This window comes from Cohaesibacter gelatinilyticus, assembly GCF_900215605.1.
GTDB classification, from domain to species: Bacteria; Pseudomonadota; Alphaproteobacteria; order Rhizobiales; family Cohaesibacteraceae; genus Cohaesibacter; species Cohaesibacter gelatinilyticus.
The window spans coordinates 1,883,031-1,903,421 of the sequence record NZ_OBEL01000001.1; the positions used below are offsets into that span (position 1 = coordinate 1,883,031).

At 48.6% G+C, this 20,391-nt stretch carries 25 protein-coding genes and 1 tRNA gene; 11 read left to right on the forward strand and 15 right to left on the reverse strand.

Annotation, left to right across the window (positions count from 1 at the left end):
• Positions 1-9 precede the first annotated feature (9 nt).
• Entirely contained in the window at positions 10-762 is a 753-nt protein-coding gene (locus CRO57_RS08500) for an alpha/beta fold hydrolase (protein WP_097152834.1), read from the reverse strand.
• Positions 763-1,034: 272 nt separating this feature from the next.
• Here CRO57_RS08500 and CRO57_RS08505 point away from each other — a divergent pair, with 272 nt between their 5' ends.
• Positions 1,035-1,268 (forward strand): zinc-finger domain-containing protein, encoded by a 234-nt coding sequence (locus CRO57_RS08505; protein WP_097152835.1) that lies wholly within the window; start codon positions 1,035-1,037, stop codon positions 1,266-1,268.
• Between the two features lie 258 nt (positions 1,269-1,526).
• Positions 1,527-2,741 (forward strand): FAD-dependent monooxygenase, encoded by a 1,215-nt coding sequence (locus CRO57_RS08510; RefSeq protein WP_097152836.1) that lies wholly within the window; start codon positions 1,527-1,529, stop codon positions 2,739-2,741.
• A 354-nt stretch (positions 2,742-3,095) separates the two neighbouring features.
• Here CRO57_RS08510 and CRO57_RS08515 read toward each other — a convergent pair whose 3' ends face one another.
• A complete protein-coding gene (locus tag CRO57_RS08515) occupies positions 3,096-3,539 on the reverse strand; it encodes a PACE efflux transporter (protein ID WP_097152837.1) in 444 nt (147 codons plus the stop codon).
• Positions 3,540-3,710: 171 nt separating this feature from the next.
• On the opposite strand from CRO57_RS08515, the gene CRO57_RS08520 reads away from it, so the two are divergent.
• Complete coding sequence (locus tag CRO57_RS08520) at positions 3,711-4,226, forward strand: MarR family winged helix-turn-helix transcriptional regulator (protein WP_097152838.1); 516 nt, start codon at positions 3,711-3,713, stop codon at positions 4,224-4,226.
• A gap of 13 nt (positions 4,227-4,239) precedes the next feature.
• Here the strand turns inward: CRO57_RS08520 and CRO57_RS08525 are convergent, their stop codons facing one another.
• From CRO57_RS08525 to CRO57_RS08545, 5 genes are all read right to left on the reverse strand, one after another.
• Complete coding sequence (locus tag CRO57_RS08525) at positions 4,240-4,929, reverse strand: helix-turn-helix transcriptional regulator (protein WP_097152839.1); 690 nt, start codon at positions 4,927-4,929, stop codon at positions 4,240-4,242.
• Positions 4,930-4,946: 17 nt separating this feature from the next.
• A complete protein-coding gene (locus tag CRO57_RS08530) occupies positions 4,947-5,336 on the reverse strand; it encodes a VOC family protein (RefSeq protein ID WP_170955996.1) in 390 nt (129 codons plus the stop codon).
• 146 nt (positions 5,337-5,482) lie between these two features.
• A complete protein-coding gene (locus CRO57_RS08535) occupies positions 5,483-7,084 on the reverse strand; it encodes a S8 family peptidase (protein ID WP_170955997.1) in 1,602 nt (533 codons plus the stop codon).
• Between the two features lie 80 nt (positions 7,085-7,164).
• Positions 7,165-7,941, reverse strand: coding sequence for a hypothetical protein (locus CRO57_RS08540; protein ID WP_141401206.1), 777 nt, complete (start codon positions 7,939-7,941; stop codon positions 7,165-7,167).
• Position 7,942: 1 nt separating this feature from the next.
• Complete coding sequence (locus tag CRO57_RS08545; protein ID WP_097152843.1) at positions 7,943-8,512, reverse strand: sigma-70 family RNA polymerase sigma factor; 570 nt, start codon at positions 8,510-8,512, stop codon at positions 7,943-7,945.
• Positions 8,513-9,013: 501 nt separating this feature from the next.
• Between CRO57_RS08545 and CRO57_RS25115 the strand changes: the two genes are divergently transcribed.
• Positions 9,014-9,370: a BA14K family protein gene (locus CRO57_RS25115; protein ID WP_244580036.1), complete on the forward strand. Its 357-nt coding sequence runs from the start codon at positions 9,014-9,016 to the stop codon at positions 9,368-9,370.
• A gap of 184 nt (positions 9,371-9,554) precedes the next feature.
• Complete coding sequence (locus CRO57_RS08555; RefSeq protein WP_097152844.1) at positions 9,555-9,980, forward strand: BA14K family protein; 426 nt, start codon at positions 9,555-9,557, stop codon at positions 9,978-9,980.
• A 112-nt stretch (positions 9,981-10,092) separates the two neighbouring features.
• Here the strand turns inward: CRO57_RS08555 and CRO57_RS08560 are convergent, their stop codons facing one another.
• The 3 genes from CRO57_RS08560 to CRO57_RS08570 form a co-directional block, all read right to left on the reverse strand.
• On the reverse strand, positions 10,093-10,284 hold the full coding sequence (locus tag CRO57_RS08560) for a DUF2783 domain-containing protein (RefSeq protein WP_097152845.1): 192 nt from the start codon (positions 10,282-10,284) through the stop codon (positions 10,093-10,095).
• Between the two features lie 11 nt (positions 10,285-10,295).
• Complete coding sequence (locus CRO57_RS08565; protein WP_097152846.1) at positions 10,296-11,906, reverse strand: FAD-dependent oxidoreductase; 1,611 nt, start codon at positions 11,904-11,906, stop codon at positions 10,296-10,298.
• Positions 11,907-12,017: 111 nt separating this feature from the next.
• Complete coding sequence (locus CRO57_RS08570; protein ID WP_097153297.1) at positions 12,018-12,563, reverse strand: VOC family protein; 546 nt, start codon at positions 12,561-12,563, stop codon at positions 12,018-12,020.
• A 246-nt stretch (positions 12,564-12,809) separates the two neighbouring features.
• Here CRO57_RS08570 and CRO57_RS08575 point away from each other — a divergent pair, with 246 nt between their 5' ends.
• Complete coding sequence (locus CRO57_RS08575; RefSeq protein ID WP_244580037.1) at positions 12,810-13,286, forward strand: MarR family winged helix-turn-helix transcriptional regulator; 477 nt, start codon at positions 12,810-12,812, stop codon at positions 13,284-13,286.
• 27 nt (positions 13,287-13,313) lie between these two features.
• Positions 13,314-13,598 (forward strand): hypothetical protein, encoded by a 285-nt coding sequence (locus CRO57_RS08580; protein WP_097152847.1) that lies wholly within the window; start codon positions 13,314-13,316, stop codon positions 13,596-13,598.
• A gap of 95 nt (positions 13,599-13,693) precedes the next feature.
• On the opposite strand, the gene CRO57_RS08585 is transcribed toward CRO57_RS08580, so the two are convergent.
• The 4 genes from CRO57_RS08585 to CRO57_RS08605 form a co-directional block, all read right to left on the reverse strand.
• Positions 13,694-14,089 carry a hypothetical protein gene (locus CRO57_RS08585; RefSeq protein ID WP_141401207.1) on the reverse strand — a complete coding sequence of 132 codons (396 nt, stop codon included), beginning with the start codon at positions 14,087-14,089 and terminating at the stop codon, positions 13,694-13,696.
• 297 nt (positions 14,090-14,386) lie between these two features.
• Positions 14,387-14,472, reverse strand: a tRNA-Leu gene (locus CRO57_RS08595).
• 132 nt (positions 14,473-14,604) lie between these two features.
• The gene (gene gpt, locus CRO57_RS08600; RefSeq protein ID WP_097152850.1) at positions 14,605-15,111 is read right to left on the reverse strand and encodes a xanthine phosphoribosyltransferase; all 507 of its coding nucleotides are present in this window, start codon (positions 15,109-15,111) and stop codon (positions 14,605-14,607) included.
• 85 nt (positions 15,112-15,196) lie between these two features.
• Entirely contained in the window at positions 15,197-15,946 is a 750-nt protein-coding gene (locus CRO57_RS08605; RefSeq protein WP_097153299.1) for a competence/damage-inducible protein A, read from the reverse strand.
• Positions 15,947-16,087: 141 nt separating this feature from the next.
• Between CRO57_RS08605 and sfsA the strand changes: the two genes are divergently transcribed.
• The 3 genes from sfsA (at position 16,088) to radC (ending at position 18,487) form a co-directional block, all read left to right on the forward strand.
• Entirely contained in the window at positions 16,088-16,795 is a 708-nt protein-coding gene (gene sfsA, locus CRO57_RS08610; protein WP_097152851.1) for a DNA/RNA nuclease SfsA, read from the forward strand.
• Positions 16,796-16,941: 146 nt separating this feature from the next.
• A complete protein-coding gene (gene map, locus CRO57_RS08615) occupies positions 16,942-17,778 on the forward strand; it encodes a type I methionyl aminopeptidase (protein ID WP_097152852.1) in 837 nt (278 codons plus the stop codon).
• 10 nt (positions 17,779-17,788) lie between these two features.
• Positions 17,789-18,487, forward strand: coding sequence for a RadC family protein (gene radC, locus CRO57_RS08620; protein WP_097152853.1), 699 nt, complete (start codon positions 17,789-17,791; stop codon positions 18,485-18,487).
• Between the two features lie 3 nt (positions 18,488-18,490).
• Here radC and CRO57_RS08625 read toward each other — a convergent pair whose 3' ends face one another.
• Positions 18,491-18,898 (reverse strand): MerR family DNA-binding protein, encoded by a 408-nt coding sequence (locus tag CRO57_RS08625; RefSeq protein WP_097152854.1) that lies wholly within the window; start codon positions 18,896-18,898, stop codon positions 18,491-18,493.
• A 577-nt stretch (positions 18,899-19,475) separates the two neighbouring features.
• On the opposite strand from CRO57_RS08625, the gene CRO57_RS08635 reads away from it, so the two are divergent.
• Positions 19,476-20,390, forward strand: a complete 915-nt coding sequence (locus tag CRO57_RS08635) for an ABC transporter permease subunit (RefSeq protein ID WP_097152856.1) — start codon at positions 19,476-19,478, stop codon at positions 20,388-20,390.
• The last annotated feature ends 1 nt before the right edge of the window (position 20,391 follow it).

The window sequence follows — 20,391 nt, forward strand, 5'->3', positions numbered from 1 at the left end:
CATCAAGGGTTATTGATCCCGACCAAAAAACTCCAAAACAGCTTCTTTATAGACCTTGTCACCCACCGCAAGCATGTGATCACGATCTGGAATATCAACAGCTTCACCAGAGGGAAGAATATCCGCCAATTCCGAAGCTTTGCCTGAAATCACATCTCGTGTACCAACGGCAACCAAAGCCGGAACGGATAGCTCTGCAAGCTCCTCAACCGTAATTTTTTGTCGAGCCGATTTCATGCAGGCGGCCAAAGCCAGACGGTCGCTTCCCGTTTGATCAGCAAAGGTACGGAACGCCTTACCAGTCACATGATTGATACTGGCAGGATCTTCCGCTTCCAATGCAGAAATGATTGGAGCAGGATCACCAGTACCATGAATCATGCCACTACCCAGGCCACCAAAGACAACACGCTTGACCCGCTCAGGATATTTCAGACTCAAAAAAGCAGAAATCCGGGCACCCATGGAATAGCCCATGACATAGGCTTGATCAATTTCAAGATGATCAAGCAGATGCTTGGCATCTTCAGCCATGATTGGCGAAGAATAGAGGGCTGGATCATACAGCTTTGCACTGCGCCCGTGGCCACGGTTATCTATCGCAATCACGCGATATCCAGCTTCGGTCAGGGTTTTAACCCAGCCTGGATGCACCCAGTTCACATCCTTGCTGGATGCAAAGCCGTGAATCAACAGAACAGGTTTGCCCTGTCCTCGGTCAATATAAGAGATCTCATGACCGTCTGAAGTAAAATATGCCATACTATTACGCTAACGTAAGTGTCAGTTGGAAGTCTATTCAGCATAGAGGGTTGCACGAATAAGGAAAAGACCCGACCCACCCTCGTCCCCATCAAGGGGAAAACGCCATCAATTTGTAGGAATTACACCATTGAGACTAGGATTCCTAATCGACAAACTATATTGTCGCTGCAAATTCGGATGGGCTAACCATCCACGGACCAAATTGTCCAAAGGCGGAGCAAACCCCTGAGGTTACAGCCTTTCGAGACACAAAAAGAAAGTGTGATCAGATGGCCGGACATGCGATTCCGCACTTCAAGAATGATGAAGGCGTTTCCATCATTGAAATCGGTGTGAAGGAATTTCAGTGCATGGGGGCCACTCCACCACAAGATCACCCTCATATCTTCCTGGACATGGGCGCCGAGACTGAAGTGCTCTGCCCATATTGCTCTACACTCTACAAATACAATGCCGATCTGGAAGAAACTCAGAGCAAGCCAGATGGCTGCTTTCACGAGTAAAATGAGCTTCAAGCATCAAGATTTTTGATGCCGCAGAAACACATTCCTGCGGCATTTCGGCTATCGGCAATCTCGAAAACTCGCACAATCTTGTGTTTCATCAAGACGAATAGTCTACCCGCACGATAAGCTCCGCCAGATTCCAGAGGCAGATATTCAAGTTGGCTGTGACATCCCCGATCAGTACCAGTTGATTTGCAACCTGTTATCCTCTTACAAATGCCCAACAGGTGACGGGCAGCAAGCGGAACTTACAAAATGAGCAAAGCACATTCCATAATCATTGCAGGTGGTGGTGTAGGCGGCCTGTCTACCGCCATTGCGCTTGCCCATAGAAATATTGATGTAACATTGCTTGAACGCGGAAAGGCCCTTTGCGAGGTTGGAGCTGGAATTCAGATCTCCCCCAATGCAACCGGCATTCTCAAAAGCTGGAATGTCTGGGAGAAAATGGATGATCAAGCGGTCATCCCTCCCAAAATCCAGATCAGGAGCGGCACATCTGCCGCCCTCCTCTCCGAATTGAATGTTCAGGACATTACCAAACGATATGGTTCTCCCTACATGGTCATACATCGCGCTGACATTCAGCGCGCACTATATGATCGTGCGCGGGAAATGAAGAAAATCACCATTTTGGACTATCATCAGGTCCAGACCGTTGACCAGTCTGATGACGGCGTCTCAATCATTTGCCGTAAAACCAATCCTGATGGTTCGAATCCCCAAGAATTGGTTTTCAAAGCTGACGCCCTAATCGCAGCTGATGGCGTTTGGTCCAAAATCCGTACCAACTATATGGGTAACAACTCTGCTGCCTATAGCGGCAAAACAGCTTGGCGTACGACCATGCCCATGCAAATGGTGCCTGAACATATCAGCCGTCATAACGTCAATCTCTGGATCGCTCCAAACGCCCATCTGGTTCACTACCCCCTCATTGGCGGTCATATGATGAATATTGTTGCCATCGTTCAAGAGGACTGGGAAGAAGAAGGCTGGAATGCTCAGGGCGACCCAGTTTGGTTGAATCAACGCTTCGCCCGCTGGCCAAAGGAAATCCGGCACCTGCTCGTTGAGCGTGACAATTGGCTGAAATGGGCTCTTTGCGGTGTCGATCCTTCTGAAGCATGGACCAAAGGTAAGGTCGCACTGCTAGGCGATGCAGCTCATGCCATGCTGCCTTTCATGGCACAAGGTGCTGTCATGGCCATTGAGGACGCAGAGATTCTTGCCCGTGCCCTGACAGAAGTCTCCGGTCCGCCAGAAAACGCGCTGGCAGCCTACGAGAAAGCCCGCAAGCCAAGAGCCTGTAAGGTCGTAGCCCGTGCTCAGAAGAATGGTGAAATCTACCACATGAGCGGTGCGATGGCATTTGCGCGCAATATGACCATGCGCATGATGCCCAAGAGCAAGCTTCTCGGCCAATTTGATTGGATTTACCGCTGGAAACCAGAAGATGTGAGCTTCTAGCACCATTCACCAAGCCCAATATTACAAAAGCGCCTTGCAGACATAGTCTCTACAAGGCGCTTTTTCTTTGTTCTAGGCCGTAGACTCATAAATGCGGTGAATTTGGTAGAGGCAAGTCTTTCTGCTTCCAAGGAGAAAGAGTGAAGACAATGTGGCTCATTTTCAAACTCTTACGACGTTGTGAGCAGAAAGAATCGCCCTATCCTTTGGACGTCAAAATGGTCAAGTTCTGACGTCGGCAAAGAGCTTGAATGGGCAACCAGCCCATCCTTCACTCTTTTTCTAGCCATATCAGACCATTTTGACGCCAAATACAGCTCATTTATGAGTATACGGCCTAAATCCGCAAACTGATCAGACTTCCGATATGGCGGGTTCTACAGCTTTCTTCTGAACCGGAAAAACCACGTCATATACCCAGTTGAATACGAACGCGTAAACCAGAAAAAAGACCGCAAACCCGATATCCAGCAGCATTGCTGTCCAGAATCCAATCCCCAACCACCACATAACAATCCAGACACCCAGAAACAGCATACCGGCTTCAAACAAGAGGGAATGCGCAATCCGTAGTTTGACCGTTCGTTTGGCATAGCCAAATTTTCGATGATACCAATGGTCAAAGACCCAATTGAAAACCAGATTCCAGCTCATTGCCAACGCACTCAGCATAACGCTAAGAATACCAAAATCCTTCAAGGAGTAACCAAGCAGAAAACTGCCTACCACTGCGGCAATTCCAATGGCTATGAACTCGAACAAGACCATATGCCGAATACGATCAGGTAAACTTCTCATGATATTACCCCATAGCCAGTATGCCGGATACCTTTCCAGAAAGGTATAAAGACAACATAACATATAGGACCGTTTACCTTTCTGGCAAGATATTTTCTTGCCAAGTGATAATGTCAAAGACATACTTCCCATAATCTGAGCCAACTGGTAGCAGGACGGAAAGAGCTCACCATGATACAATCTCTCTCATCACTTCTACATGAAATGAAGCAAAACTGGCCCCAAGCAACCGATGTAAATTCCGATCTTTACTTGAGCCTGGATCGTCTGAAGCATCTGATGGATTATCACGCAGGTTTGGCTCTTGCCCGCCACGGTCTTACCAATGCCTCTTTCGATACATTGGTGCGATTGAGAGTAAGTTCTGAGGCTGGTCCTTTATCCCCGACCGAGATCCGCCAGAATATCATGGTGACATCAGGCGGCATGACCAAGATCCTGAAAACCCTGGAATCCAGGGGCTATATTGAACGGATGGCCAATGAAAAAGACGGTCGCTCTTCCCTTGTCCAACTGACCAGGAAAGGTATGGATCTGGCAGAAATTGCCATGAGGGATGTTATGAAAAGTGACGACGAGCTTACCAGTCGAGCCCTTAACCAGAAAGAACTGACGGCTCTTGCCAATACACTGAAGGACATAGTCGACAAGATTGAGAAAAATTCCCCCAGTCCGATATTACCGTGAAGGAACAATAAGCTCAGTCACGACCACATCGTTGAACTGTTCGCAAAAAATCATGCAATTCTCGCCCGGTCTCTTTCAGAAAGGCCTCCTGCAAGACTTGCAAATGGCGAATTTTATCGACACGAAAGGAGCGAAAATCCTCACGAGTCTCGCACCAACCCAACACAGTCCAGACCTTGCCCCAGAAAAACAACCCCAATGGCCGAACTTTGCGTACTGTCAGCTTACCTTCCAGACTTTCATAATCGATCCGAATATAGGATCGCAAATCGGTCGCCTGCCGTAATTCATCCAATTTGAGTTTGATCTCTAGCGGCATCATGAAATCAGGAGCGAACATGTTGGCGTCTTGAAGCTGAGAACGCATGCCCTCTGGCAATACCGTCTCGATCTTGACCAAGGCCTCTCGAGCCGCTTGCGCTATTTCCTGCCCGGCCCAGGCCTCTGCCATTCGAGCTCCTATCACCAATGCGGCAATTTCATCAGCTTTGAAGGAAAGAGGAGGCAAATGATAATCACTGGACAGCACATATCCAACGCCTGCCTCACCTTCAATGGGAACACCATTGGCCTGAAGATCAGCCAAGTCACGATAGATCGTGCGCTTTGAGACCTCAAGACGCTCGGCAAGGCCTTGCGCGGTCAGCAAACGCCCACCGCGCAGATGCTGCACAATCTCGAACAAACGATCAGCGCGCCGCATGGCCTGTTCCCTTCAACTTACCCCTGATGCAAACCAACCGGTGTGCCATCGATATCAGAAATGATGGCAATGTCACCAACTTCATTAGGAAGAGCCATCTTGGGCATGACAACACTGCCGCCCAGTCCTTCGACCCGACCAAGCGCACCATCAAGATCACTACATGCGAGATAAATCACCACACCGCCGCTCGCTGGTTGAACGTTATTGGCAGGCGTCACTGCACCCGTTACCCCATCTTCATTCTGCTTGGGGAACATGGCAAATGGCATCTGCATGTCACCCTCCCCCATTGTTTCCCGGCTCAGCTTGATACCAAGCAAGCCTTGATAGAAGGCAATGCTCTTTTCAAAGTCAGTCGCCGGAATAGAAAACCATGTTACTGCATTCTTTGGATCTTGGGTCATCTTTAGCTCCATTTCAGTTACGTGGCCAAGCCACAAATCCAACATGAAATGGACCATAACAATGCCCTGCTGACAGCATAGTGTCAGCAGTCTTCGCGATCTGTGTGATTTCTCACAGTTAGAAATTCAGGCTCCTATATGCCTGCTCAGCTACTATCCCCGTTAGATGAGGATGCAAGATCTGAAACCGCCTTGCCTGCATCCAGCAAGCCATGCCCAAAGTCCGGGTCACGTCCGGCGTCACCAAGATCACGGGCAGCAATCGCCAGATATTCCTTGATCTTGTCAGGGGACAATCCCTGCACACGTTCCAGCATCAATGCCACGGAACCGGAAATATAAGCAGCAGCCATGGAAGTACCGCTTTCCAACGCATAGCCTTCTTCGCCGCTTGCAACCAGAACATCCACACCAGGCGCTGCAATCTCGACATGTCCGCCACGATTGGCAAAGTCATAAAGGCCATCATCTGCGTCTGTCGCGGTCACAGCGATCACATTGTCATAAGCAGCAGGATAAGCAGCCGGTGCCCCTACCCCTTCATTGCCGGCCGCAGCAATAGCAATCACACCACGCTCCGACGCTTTCTCAAGAACCGCTTTGATCAGCGGGTCCTGGTCACCAGCAAATGACAGATTGAGAATATTCGCCCCATTGGCAATAGCCCAGTCAATACCACGAGCAATATCATAACTATCGGCAGTGACATATCCTTCTTCACTCGTCGCAAAGACTTGTGCGGATAGCAACTTTACTTCACTGGCAACGCCTCGCATACCCTGACGAGCAGCAATGATTGAGGCAACCGCAGTACCGTGATGCGTATCAAGCTTGGCACTTTTTTTGGCAAAAGCCGTGAAGCGGCCAGAGACCTTGTCTACCAAAGCAGGATGCGAACTCGAAATACCGCTATCGATCACCGCCAGTGTCACCCCCTTACCTCGCTGTGCAATGGTCTGCGCCGTAAGGTTCAGCTTATCAAAGGCATATTGCAGTCCATCTGGCAATTCTTCCTCAGCCACCCCCTTGCTCGCGGCTGAGGTTTGAGCAGGATAGTAGAGATAAGAAGGTTGGGCTTTTTGCAAACGTGGATCAGATCCTAATTTTGCTAACTCAGCAGGCTTCATCCCCTTTGGGTAAGCCAGCTTCAAATAAATCTGATCCAGCAAACCAAGGCGTATCTGTGCCAGCCGCCTCAGGTCATACTGTTGGAGAAATTCCGAAACTTCTTTCTGACTGATGCCAGGTTTCAGAGCCACTACAAAGTGCTTTTTGCTCATCAACGGTTTGAAACCGATACGATAAGTACCAGGCTTTGGACGTCCCAACCGTATCATTTCTGGCAGGGCTACACGGACAATCCTGGCCTTCCGAGGCCGCTTGGTCTTGCGAACACGTCTAGGCTTTTTCGGCTTTTTATATTTGGGACCATTTCTACCTGCAGATGGTGGCGGGGAGCCATAAACGGGAGGATCTTTGCGCGCACGTGCTCTTTGACGGGCTTTTTCAGCAGCGATGCCAAGAATGATCCCGACACCAAGGCCAATCGCTGCTCCAGCGGCATTGCTACCCCGGTTGCCTTTGGGTCGATGAATATCGTTGGACGGAGGCGGGGGCGTGGCACCGGGATATTGTGCCCAGGTTTCGCCAAGGCTACCCATAACCAACGAACCTGCCAAAGCGAGGCAAAGGGAAGATCGCAAAGCGACCTTTGCAAGGAGCTTTCCATAGTTTCGATCTTGAACCATTTCGCTCTCCATCCTCACATCTTACACTTGCACCATTATTATTCGAAAGCACATCCAGCAGGTTCTGTTCATATGCAGGTCTATTTGGTAACAGACACGAACTTCACCAGAGTTTTTTGTTGTGCCAAATCCTTTGACAACATCTTGGCCCCACCTTCTGGCAATTTATCTTCAGCGACAAAAATCTCATAGATACCGCCAGCCTTTGGACCTGCAACAATGGTGGCTGAGCTGATTTTCAGCAGTGCGCTGATATCAGAAACTTTCGCATCACTTTTAAAAGCAATGAGCAGCTTGGCCCCAACCTGCGCAGATGCAGCCATCATAGCATTTTTTTTGCCCGATGCCGTTTTGAATGCTCCGCTAGGCTCGATGGTCGGAACAGATGCCACCTGACCACCTTCAACCGGTCCTGAAGTATCCTGTCGCAGCATTCCACCAATAACCAGTGCTTGTACAACAATAACAACTGCCGCAGCCATCCCAGCTATTTGCAGAGCGGGACGAGAGAAACCATCAAAGAGGCCAGCAACTTTGGCAAGCAAGCCATTACCAGCTTGACTGATCTGACCTACTGGATCCTTTGCGCTTTCCTCAACATCAATGCGAGCCATCAGACGATCCAATCCGCCGGGGAGCGGACCACCCAAGGCATCATGCACTTGCTGGGAGGCTATATTTTCCTCTTCAATCAGCTGAAGCTGAGCACGCATATCGGGATAATCGTCCAGATAGCGATCGACCTGAGACTTTTCTTCGTCACTCAGCAAATCCTTCGCATACCAAGGAAGCATTTGCTCAATATCCTGATCATATTTCATGGTCTCGTCCTCGACATCAGCAGGATCATGTCCCACATCATGGCCATCCCCGGTCAATACCGGCTTTGCTCATTAGTTCCGACAGCTTTTTGCGAGCATGAAAAACGCGTGTCTTTACCGTATTTTCTGGCACTTCCAGGATCGCCGCAATCTCCTTGATTGGCTTCTCCTGATAATAGACCAGGTCGATCACTTCCCTGTGTTGCTGTCCCAACCGATTGATACAATCGCGCAAGGCAGCAGCTTTGTCCTGTTTTAGGGTTGCAACTTCAGGCGTATCGCTCTCATCTTCCAAACCGGAGGCATAATCTTCATCCAGTTCGGCATCTGATCGTTTCCGCAAGATGCTGATCGCCTTGTTTCGCCCGATGGATATAATCCAGGAGGAAACCTTCGATCGCCCTTCAAACCGTCCAGCTGCACGCCAGACTTCCAGGAAAGTCTCATTGACCAACTCCTCTGCCACGGCATCACTTTTCACGAAGCGCAACAGATAACGATAAAGTCGAAGGTGATGCCTTTGATATAAGAGCGCAATGGCATTGCGATCATTGTCGGCAACTTTTCTTAGTAGCTCAAGATCCCGAGCACTCTCAGATCCAGACATTCACGTTCCATCTCTACTGTCACCTGTAGGACGCGGCATACAGTTTTGCGGTTCAATCTTTTTTATTATTTTTTCTTTGTGCTCAATCGCACCATCTATAACCCATCCAGCCCATACAGGACACACAAGCAATAGCGTGCCATCGGCATCTCATCTTTATCGCCAATTTATTGCTATATTATTGGCACAGGATCTCACCAAGTCCAACCTAAGGGAAATGAATGCCACCCGAATTCTGCTGATAGATCCCTAACAGGCTTAGGAACAAGCCTACCCTACACAAACCAGTCATCCTCAAAAAAAGCGCGGAACCTATCTATATGGAAGTTAGGCCTCAGACGATCTCAAAGAAAAAAAGAAAATAAAAATTCATATAAATCAATATCTTATAATAAAAATAAAAATTTCCTGTCTTTTTTCTGAACCATTTCTCCCGGCACTGCGTCTCAAGGACAAGAGCAAGCAATCAACCGCACTCAACAAAACAAGCAGGAGCCGATCATGTTTAGCAAGTCTTTGAAAACCCTTTCTCTTATCGCAGCCCTGGCAACCGTCACCACTTTTGCCATTCCACAACAGGAAGCACAGGCCGCAAGTGGCCGTAACGCAGCCTTTGCAGTAGGCGCGATCACAGGTCTGGCAGTCGGCGCGATGGCAACACATGCATCTGCTCACCGTCACAATGGTCATTATCACAGCCGCTATGATGGACATAGCCACGGTCACTCTCATGGTTATGCCCGCCCTGCACCTTGGACAGGCGCATGGTATGACTATTGTTCAGCACGCTATCGTTCTTTCAACCCACGCACTGGGTATTTTGTAACCTATAGTGGCCACCGTCGTTTCTGCCGTTAAGCCCACACAGAGAACTTAGTCAAAAAGAAGCCGGTCTAACACCGGCTTTCTTGCTGACGCATTTTTGATTCTCTTATCATGGATAACATCATCAAATTTCCGCCACTATGCTATGATATATTAGCAACCACGCTGCATGGGTGCAACATACGTAAGAAAAAGCGAACAACAGGAGACCGCCAGGATGATCAAGAAACTGACTTCATTGGCCCTGCTCGTTGCCCTAATTCCGGCTTTGAGCATTGCCTTGCCATCTAACGAGGCACAAGCCAAAAACGGACGAAATGCTGCCTTTGTTGCCGGCTTGGCAATTGGTGCGCTCGGTGGAGCTGCATTTGTCCATAGCAATCAGTATCATAGAGGATATTGGAACACGCCGCGCAACCATTACCATCGCAATTTCAAACGTGGTTGGCATCGTCACAACGGTGTACGACATCGGCATATTTCACCGAGATACTACCGCCCGGTACGCGTGAAGAAATATTATGGTCGTCCAAAGCCATGGACCGGTGCCTGGTATCGCTATTGCCATGAACGCTACCGTTCCTTCAATCCACGCACAGGTTATTTCACGACTTATAGTGGCCGGAAACGTTTCTGCCGTTAAAGCAGGGCTCACAAGAAATTCCACCCATCCATTGATTGGGCATCCCACAAGCAAAAAGCCGCCTTCCTGTTCAGGAAAGGCGGCTTCTTTTTATCTTGCACCAGATTGTCTATCAGGGACGTGTTGCGGCCAGCTTGATCGCAGCACTGAGCTTTTCGCGATCACCAACCTCATTGGCCAGTATAAGCACCAACTTGGCGTTCATCAGCTGTTGCTCGTCATCGCTCATATCCCGCTGAGAATCGATCAACTCCTTATAGAAGTCATCATGATCCGGGATATTCATTTCATTTTTCAAAGCCATGATGGATCTCCTTAATTCGTACAGGTCGCACGCGCGATTGCCGCAATAATCTTGGCTTCATCAAACCCACGCCAACGTGCAGCAACATGTTGATCAGGACGAACAAGATAAGTGGTTCCTTCCCTGGCATCATAACGATCAGCGAAAACGCCTTTGACATCGTTCAGGTCAGAGCCGATGGAAACAACCTTGGCAGAGGCAACACCAGCATCCACACTATCCTGAGGCTTGTCACCAACAACCAGAATCATGAACTCGCCACCGATCTGATTCAGCAACCAGCTATCAGCGCCATCTTTCTTGATCGGAGCATCAGCACAATTGGTACCCGGCACCATCAAACCAGCAAACTCATCTTCATCAGCAGTGTTAAGAGACGAATTAACATAAGGCGTAGGGACGGAAAGACGACCGGAATTCACCAAAGGCTTGGCAAAATCTGTCAACTCCGCTAGCTCGAGCACCGCATCGCGGTAGAAGCGACTACCTTTGGATTTTGGTGTGATGAAATCTGTCGCACGGGTAGAATTGAGCAGATTATCATCTGCAGCAAAAGCCCGCTCTTCATGATAGGTGTCAATCAGACCGATCGGTGCCTTTCCCTCCAGAACCAGCTTCATTTTCCAGCCCAGATTATCGATATCCTGCACACCGGTATTGGCACCACGCGCACCAAATGGAGAAACCTGATGGGCGGCATCACCAGCAAAGATCACGCGTCCATGACGGAACTGATCGATCCGACGGCAAGCAAACTGATAAACAGAGGCCCATTCCAATTCAAAATCAACATCATCGCCCAACATGGCTTTTACGCGCGGGATGATATTTTCCGGTTTTTTCTCTTCTTCCGGATCGGTTTCCCAACCGAGCTGGAAGTCCAGACGCCAGACATTATCCGGCTGCATATGCAACAATGCTGACTGATTGCGATGGAATGGAGGATCAAACCAGAACCAACGCTCTGGCGGAAAGTCCGCTTTCATCTCGATATCAGCAATCAGGAAGCGGTCCATGAAGAACTGACCGGTAAAATCAGCACCGACCATTTTGCGCAGATCGGAATTGGCACCATCACAACCAATCACCCAGTCTGCTTCCATCTTGAAGACCCCATCCGGAGTTTCAATTGTCAGCACCGCATGATCATCCATCTGCTTGATCGAAATCAGCTTATGTTTCCAGCACAGATTGATCTTGTCATCTTTCAGACACTCATCAACCATATATTCTTCGAGATAATATTGCTGCAGATTGATCATTGCTGGCATTTTGTGGTCATCTTCGGCCAGCAGATCAAACTGGTAAGCCAGCTTGTCCTTGAAATAGACCTTGCCAAGCTTCCAGTTGACGCCTTTTTCAACCATACGTTCGCCACAGCCAAGACGATCCCAGATCTCCAGCGGACGTTTTGCATAACATACAGCGCGGGAGCCAAAACTCACCGTGTTATTGTCATCCAGCACAACAACTTCAATGCCCTGCTGGGCAAAATCCAGTGCGGCGGTCAAGCCGATTGGTCCAGCACCAACCACCACGACAGGATGCCGCTTGATCGTGCCGTTTTTCTGTTCATCCGAACAAACATATTCATATTCAGGAAAAGTATAAGTATTGAGCATTGGTCCTTCTTCCACTCAATCTCGCCGCCAGAGCAAAGCAGACGGGAAGAGATGAGAGCCTAAGTTTACATCAGCCAGCTCTCATCCAGAATTAAATATGGAAATTAAGGCTTATTCGACGCCTTCAAGCTCTTTGGCATGCAACCATTCTGCATGTTTTGGAGCACGTTTGGTCTTGGACCATTCTTCCAGCATTTCCCATTTCACGTCATCCAGGCGCTTCAGCTTGGCTTCTTCCGCAGGATCCGGGCAAGCCAGCTCAATGCGGTGACCATTTGGATCAAAGAAATAGATGGAATGGAAAATGGAGTGATCAGTCACACCCAGCACATCAATACCATTGGCTTCCAACTGATCTTTGAAAGCTATCAATGTTTCACGATCTTTCACTTTGAAAGCAATATGTTGAACCCAAACCGGAGTATTTTCATCACGGCCCATTTCCGGCTTGGTTGGCAACTCGAAAAATGCCAGCACGTTGCCATTGCCTGCATCCAGAAACAGATGCATATAAGGGTCTGGCTCATGGGTAGAAGGCACGAAGTCCTCTGCGATAGCCAAGACAAAATCCATATTGAGGTTCTTGGTGTACCACTCAACGGTTTCCTTCGCATCCTTACAGCGATAGGCAACGTGATGGATCTGTTCAATTTTCAATGCAGCGCTCATCATCTGTCCTCCCAGAATAGTGCCGGATCAAATTAGTTTCACCTGTTACTATATTGGTATCATTTGTTACTATTTACTGCAAGCCTTTTTTTGCACGATGATAAGCACCTGAAATAACTGGAAAATTCTTGTCAGGCATGCAAAATGGCATAATTGAGAAACTTGAACTCATCACAAGTGAGAGCTAAAACCGGGATAAGCAAACTGCGAATCCCATAGAGCAAATCGGTAGATATGGATCACTCTGACGACGATAAAATGTTTGAACTGCAAGCCTTCCTGCCCTATCGGCTGGCTGTTGTAACCGATGCCGTCAGTCAATCAGTCGCCGATCTATACCGGGATCGTTTCGATCTGACTCGAGCAGAATGGCGAATTCTTGCCGGTCTTGGCGACAAGCCCGATATGACTGGCAAAGAACTCAGTTCCTATACCACCCTCGACAAGATGCAGGTCAGCCGTGCTGTTGCCCGTCTTGAGGCAAACGGTCATGTCAGTCGCAAGGAAAACAGCAAGGACCGGCGTAACAAGATCCTGCGGCTTTCTGAAGCCGGAGAGGCTCTGTTGGCACAAATTATCCCGCTTGCCAAAGAGAGAGAGGCTTTTCTGTTAAGCGCTTTGAGTGAAGACGAACAAAAGGCCTATTCCCAAATGAACCAAAAGATTTATCATCAGGCTCAAAAGCTCCTGACGTCAGATCAGGGCGAATAAATTCAAGTTTCAAGGAAAGGCTACACGATGGATTTCGCATTGCTCGCTGCCGTCATTTTCGCAGCGCTCTTCAGCCCACTCGGTATCGCAGCCTTCATTTCTGGCATGCTGATCAAGGTGCGTTGGCATGCCACACTATCTGCAGCCATCTTTGCGACCATCGCCTTCATCTCCACACCCGACATAACCTCCCTACCCGTTGGTCGCTTTACCACCGTCATCGTCGGCACCATGATCGGCATGATGATCGCTGCGCATTTGAGCTTCACAATCAAGCAGCATTTTCAAAAGAAATCCAAGAATGGATCTTAAGTTCTGCGTCAGATGACCCTCCCAAACGAAACAAACCGCTGAGCATAAAACTCTGCGGCTTTTGCATTGTATGAAGGCACTCTAGAGCATCAGCGTTATTTCACTGTGAGCTTGAAGGTATCACTATTATAGGCACGAGCGGTGGACCCGGTGACATACTTGTCATAGGAAAATTCTGATTTGAAAGCATCCTGACCGCGATAACCGCGCTTTGGCGTATAGATGACCAATGTTCCTGTCATCGTCTTGCCTTTGCAACGTCCTGAAGAAATCTTGATCACCTTTTTTTTAAAGGTAACTTTCCCATGTTTGGGAGGCGATTTGAGCTTAACTTTTGGAATTGGCCCATGATTGCAGTTCATCGAGTTAAAAAGACTGATACCCGTAAGAACTGTAGATTGGTTAGCAGGAACCGTCTTATTGACCGTTCCAGCCAATGTTGATGAGACCGATAAGACAGAGACAAATGCAGCGATTGCTAATATTTTCACGGATTGCACCTTACAGCTTCAAACTTGAAGTATTAGATCAAGAAATATTGGCCAGAAGATGAAAACTCAATGCGACATAAGGTGGTATCAACTGAATTTGCAATCAAATTTCAAAAACAATAACCAGACCACCCTAAACCGAGCAGTAGAGAAACCTGCAAAACAGCAGTGCAAATCAGGCAATAAAAAACCCCGTCAAAGGAAATCTGAGCGGGGATATTGGAGTGCAGGTGAGAGGAGAAACCTCGAACCAAACCCAGCGCTTTGGGTTGGTGGGCGGCAAAGCGCAAAGAAAGATGGTGCGGACGACGGGACTTGAACCCGTATAGCCTAGGGCCGGCAGATTTTAAGTCTGCTGTGTATACCAATTCCACCACGTCCGCGTAGAAATCAGTTCACAAATAGCTATAGACCCAATGGACAGATTGCAAGCCACACACTCTTGCATCCACAAGCCAAACAAAAAAGGGAACCATCAGGCTCCCTTTTCAAAACCAGGTTCAGGCCAAATCAGCTTAGCCAGCATGTTCATGCGTGATTGGTGGCTGGAATTGCAGCCCCATATCCCAGGGGAAGTAGATCCAGGTATCTTGCGAAACCTCGGTCACGAAGGTGTCCACCAAAGGACGACCCATCGGCTTGGCATAGACAGTCGCAAAATGCGCTTTGGGCAACATAGCACGAACAACCTTGGCAGTTTTACCTGTATCCACCAGATCATCAATGATCAACACGCCCTCACCTTCGCCACCTTCAACATCAACGACGCTTGGATCAATCGCCTTGATCACCTGCATATCGCCCTGGCTCTCATAGTCGTGATAAGAGGCAACGCAGACGGTATCGATCATGCGAATCCCCAATTCCCGAGCAATAATAGCTGCGGGAACCAGACCACCACGGGTGATACATACGATAGCTTTCCAGTCTGCAACGCCTTTCAGACGAAAGGCCAAAGCACGGCTATCACGATGGAATTGCTCCCAATAAACGGGAAAGGCATTGGCAGGAGTTTCACTCATTGCTTTTCTGTCCTTGATCGTTCTTTTCTTTCAATGCGTATCTCTTCTCAAAAAAGGAAAGACCTTCCAGTCAAAGGAACGCGCTCTAAATTTGTGCCTGCCTTTGACCCTTCAGGTCAGCCAGCATGGTCTCAATATCTTCACATGCCGCTTTCAACTTGTCTTGCTCGCGACTACGCAGCACAAGTTTTGTCGCAAAAAGGCCATCTCTCAAATAGGGGTAGGACCCCATCACAACCTCAGGATGACGCTCTTGTGCAATCCGCAAAGGTTCCGCCACTAGCCCCTCGCCAACACCTGTATCGATGGTTTCACTCAATAGCGCGCTATTGGTTCGCAAAGTGGGTGCGATAGCGTCCATCATGGCTTGCATAACCGATGGCACCCCTGCCATCACATGGACATTTTCAAGACGAAAACCCGGTGCACTGGAAACCTTGTTCTCAATCAGGTCTGCACCAAATGGAACACGCGCCATACGCATGCGTGCTTCATTAAGTTCACCCGCCTGATAATGACGGGTGAGAATGTCTACAGCACGCGGATCATGGTCGATCCTCACACCAAAGGCGGTAGCCACGGAATCTGCGGTGATATCATCATGGGTCGGCCCAATGCCACCAGTGGTGAAGAGATAGGTCCAGCATGCACGCATGGCATTGACGGCTTCTACAATCGCATCTGTATCATCCGCAACAATGCGCACTTCTTTCAGGTCAATACCAAGTTGCGTCAGATAATCGGCAATGAAACCGACATTCTTGTCTTTGGTGCGACCCGAGAGGATTTCATCCCCAATTACCAAAACACCTGCCGTTACCAAATCTGCATCCATTGCCATGCTCTCTCGCTTCATCCACTATAGTGGCTTGAGATCGGATGCACTTCGCTTTACCTCATGGGTGCACCCACCACAAGCCCACAATATGCGAGCATATTGCTCCCATAGTCAGCACATTAAAGCATTTAGAGCCAAATGAAACTGCCAACTCCTCTCATCCCTGCCCGCCTTCTTAAACGTTACAAACGCTTTCTTGCCGATATGAAACTGGAGAACGGCGACGTTATCACTGCCCATTGTGCCAATCCGGGCTCAATGATGGGACTGAAAGACGAAGGCAGTCTTTGCTGGCTCTCAAAATCTGACAACCCGAAGCGAAAACTGGCCTATAGCTGGGAACTCATGGAAGTAGATGGGGCCTTGGTCGGAATCAATACCGCCCATCCCAATCGCATTGTTGAAGAGGCCATTCTTGCCGGAGCCATTCCTGAATTGACAGAATATGAGCATGTTCAGAGAGAAGTGAGATATGGTCAAAACAGCCGCATTGATCTGCTCCTTCGCTCAGATGGAAAACGTGATTGTTACGTTGAAGTCAAGAATGTTCATTTGCTTCGCGAGGCTGGTCTGGCCGAGTTTCCCGATTCGGTGACCAAACGCGGTGCCAAACATCTGGCAGAACTTTCCGATATGGTTGAACAAGGCCACCGAGCTGTCATGCTTTACCTGATTCAGAGAACGGATGCACAGCAGTTTGACTTCGCCCGTGATATCGATCCTGCGTATGGAGAGGCCTTCGATAAGGCAATCGAACGAGGCGTTGAGGCTTATGGATATGCTTGCAAAATCACCACGGAAGAGATCACATTGACTGATCCGATACCATTTCGCTCTCAAGGATAAACAAGCACACCAAAAGCGGACAAACAGCTCCACATTTTGTTGCAAACAAGTGCAAGAGGGTTTGCAACCAATCCATATCAGATATATCCATAAAGAAGCACAAGAGCGAAGCATTCTGAATGCGTTAAAGTCTGGAACATACAAGTATGATCAATTACATCCCGGCGCCCACAGGTCCCATGCGTAACACTGGTGATATACATCTTTATGAAGAAGATGGCTTTGCTGGTATGAGAGCCGCTGGTCAACTGGCAGCTACTGCCCTTGATAAGGTTGCCGAATTGGTCAAACCCGGTGTTACTACACAAGAAATTGACGATTTTTTCCGAGCTTTTGGCGAAGAACATAACGCCCTGCCCGCAACGTTGAACTATCGCGGTTACACCAAATTCTGCTGTACATCAATCAACCATGTGGTCTGCCATGGCATCCCCAATAACAAGCCATTGAAGGAAGGCGATATCGTCAATGTCGACATCACCTATATCCTCAATGGCTGGCACGGTGATTCCTCACGCATGTATCCGGTTGGTAAAGTAAAGCGAGCAGCAGAACGACTGATCGACGTGACTTATGATTGTCTGATGATCGGCATTGATATGGCCAAGCCGGGCAACACAACCGGTGACATCGGCGCAGCTATTCAGGAATATGCGGAAAAACAGCGCTGCGGTGTGGTTCGTGATTTCTGCGGCCATGGCCTCGGCCGCCTGTTCCATGATGCCCCCAACATCTTGCATTATGGTCGTAAAGGCGAAGGCGTGACCTTGAAGCCAGGCATGATCTTCACCATCGAACCCATGATCAATCTCGGAAAACCGCATGTAAAGGTGCTTGCTGATGGCTGGACAGCGGTTACACGAGATCGTTCCCTCTCAGCTCAATTTGAGCATTCTCTTGGCATTACAGAAGATGGCTGCGAGATCTTTACCACCTCTCCCGGCGGACTTCATAAGCCTCCTTATTCGAGTGGAACAGCCTGACGGAACCAATATGGCGGGATCTGAGGATACATCTGCAAAACCCCATTATATGGGCCACCGGGAAAGGCTAAGGCACAAATTTCGCCAATCCGGTCCCGAATCTCTGCATGACTATGAGCTATTGGAACTAGTCCTCTTTCGCGCCATCCCCCGCCGCGATATCAAACCACTGGCAAAACAGTTGCTTGAGCGTTTTGGCAGCTTTTCGGAAGTTGTCTCTGCACCAGATCATCTGCTCGAGGAATTTCCTGGAATAGGTCCTTCGGTTGTTACTGAACTCAAGATTGTTCAAGCCGCTGCCGCGCATTTCACCCATGGCAAAGTGAAGAAGCGCCCTATTCTCTCATCCTGGAAAGCAGTTCTGGATCATTGTCGCACCTCGATGGCCTTCAATGATATCGAGCAATTTCGTGTCCTGTTTTTGGACAAAAGAAACACCTTGATAACAGATGAAGTTCAGCAAGAAGGCACAATCGACCATACACCTGTCTATACACGAGAAGTGATCAAGAGAGCTCTCGAACTTTCAGCCACCGCCATCATTTTGGTTCACAATCATCCAAGCGGCGACCCCACCCCATCGCAAGCAGATATCGATATGACCAAAACCATCATAAATGCTGCAGAGCCATTAGGCATTAGCATTCACGATCATATAATCGTTGCCAAAAACGGCCATACTTCATTTCGGGGCAATGGGTTGCTTTGAAGATCAATCAGTCTCTTCTGTAGCATGAGGATGAACCAACCCGTCAAGAATGGCGCAGTCTGCATCTTCATTGCCCTTGCAGGCCTCCACCATAGGCAACAATAGCTTGCGTAAAGATTCCAGCTCTGCAATCTTTTGATCAATCTCCACCAGATGCTCAATAGCCAACTGCTTGACATCTGAACTCGCCCTGCCGGAATCATCATAAAGAGCCAAAAGACGGCGACAGGCTTCAACTCCAAACCCCAAATTACGCGCACGTCCGATAAGCTTCAGGCGTTCGACATCAAGATCATCAAAAAAGCGATATCCATTTCCCAGACGATCTGGCGTAACCAATCCGATATCCTCGTAATATCGAATGGTTTTAACCGGTAGTTCTACTGCTTTACTGACTTCACCGATATTCATCTACCCACCTTTCCATCTTGGTGCCATTTTACATATAACGATCAAATAAACCGAAACAATAGCGCCTCTAAGCGGGCACTGATACCAACATGGGGGGCAAGCGCCAAAGCTTGTCCTCAGGTCACCGGGAACAACAGGCATACCAATGATACCCTTTCCACTCACCAATCCAATGAAAAGGAGCCCACAGGATCTTCTTCAACTCATCTGTAGGATAATCCAGCAGGAAGAACATGTCGTCAGAATTCCACCACCAAAGCATCAGCTTTCGCTCTTCCTTCAGTAACAATAAGTAATGAACAGCATCACCACACCGCCTAAAGATCATCACTATACATGCATATTCACATCATTATTTCGAATACGCAGCCATAACCGATTATTTTTGCTGTTTTTCCTCCCAAAACAGCAAAATCGAACAATTATTCCCCAATTTACGCTGAAATAATTGTCTCATCTCCGACTTCTTGCTAATAAGAAGACGGGAATGTTATGGTCCTGAAAAAATCCAAAAAAACACCTCTCCATCTAAATAAGTGGTGAAAAGCCACGGGCGAGAAGGGGAATAGCGAGTCAAATGGAATATTTTATACAACAGTTGATCAATGGTATCACGCTGGGGTCTATCTACGGCCTCATCGCCATTGGTTACACTATGGTTTATGGCATCATCGGCATGATCAATTTTGCCCATGGTGACATCTTTATGGTTGGTGCCTTCATTGCACTCATCACCTTGCTGGCAATCACAGCACTCGGCGTTACATTTCTGCCGATCGTTCTGTTGATCGTACTCATAGCTTCCATGCTGCTGACATCTGTATGGGGGTGGTCAGTAGAGAGGATAGCCTATCGACCGCTCCGCGGTTCCTTCCGTCTGGCACCATTGATCACGGCCATCGGCATGTCCATTGTTCTCCAGAACTTCGTACAGATCGTTCAGGGCGCTCGTGTTAAGCCATTGCCACCGCAGATTTCAGGCGGCTTCAAGTTGATGGAAAATGACGGTTTTGTCGTCCAACTTTCCTATATGCAGATCCTGATCATCGTAACCACGGTCTGCTTGATGGCTGGCTTTACGCTGCTGATCAACAAAACCTCTCTTGGTCGTGCCCAACGAGCTTGTGAGCAGGATCAGAAAATGGCAGCATTGCTCGGCGTCAATGTTGACCGCACCATCTCCACCACCTTCGTTATGGGTGCCGCGCTCGCTTCCGTCGCTGGCGTCATGTTCCTGCTCTATTACGGTGTGATCGATTTCTTCATCGGCTTCCTGGCCGGGGTGAAGGCCTTCACCGCAGCCGTTCTTGGCGGCATCGGCTCGCTTCCGGGTGCCATGTTGGGTGGCCTGTTGATTGGTTTGATCGAAACATTCTGGTCCGGGTATTTCTCGGTAGAATACAAAGACGTTGCAGCCTTTTCGATCCTCGCTATCGTGCTGATCTTCCTGCCATCCGGCCTGCTCGGCAAGCCAGAAGTGGAGAAAGTCTAAG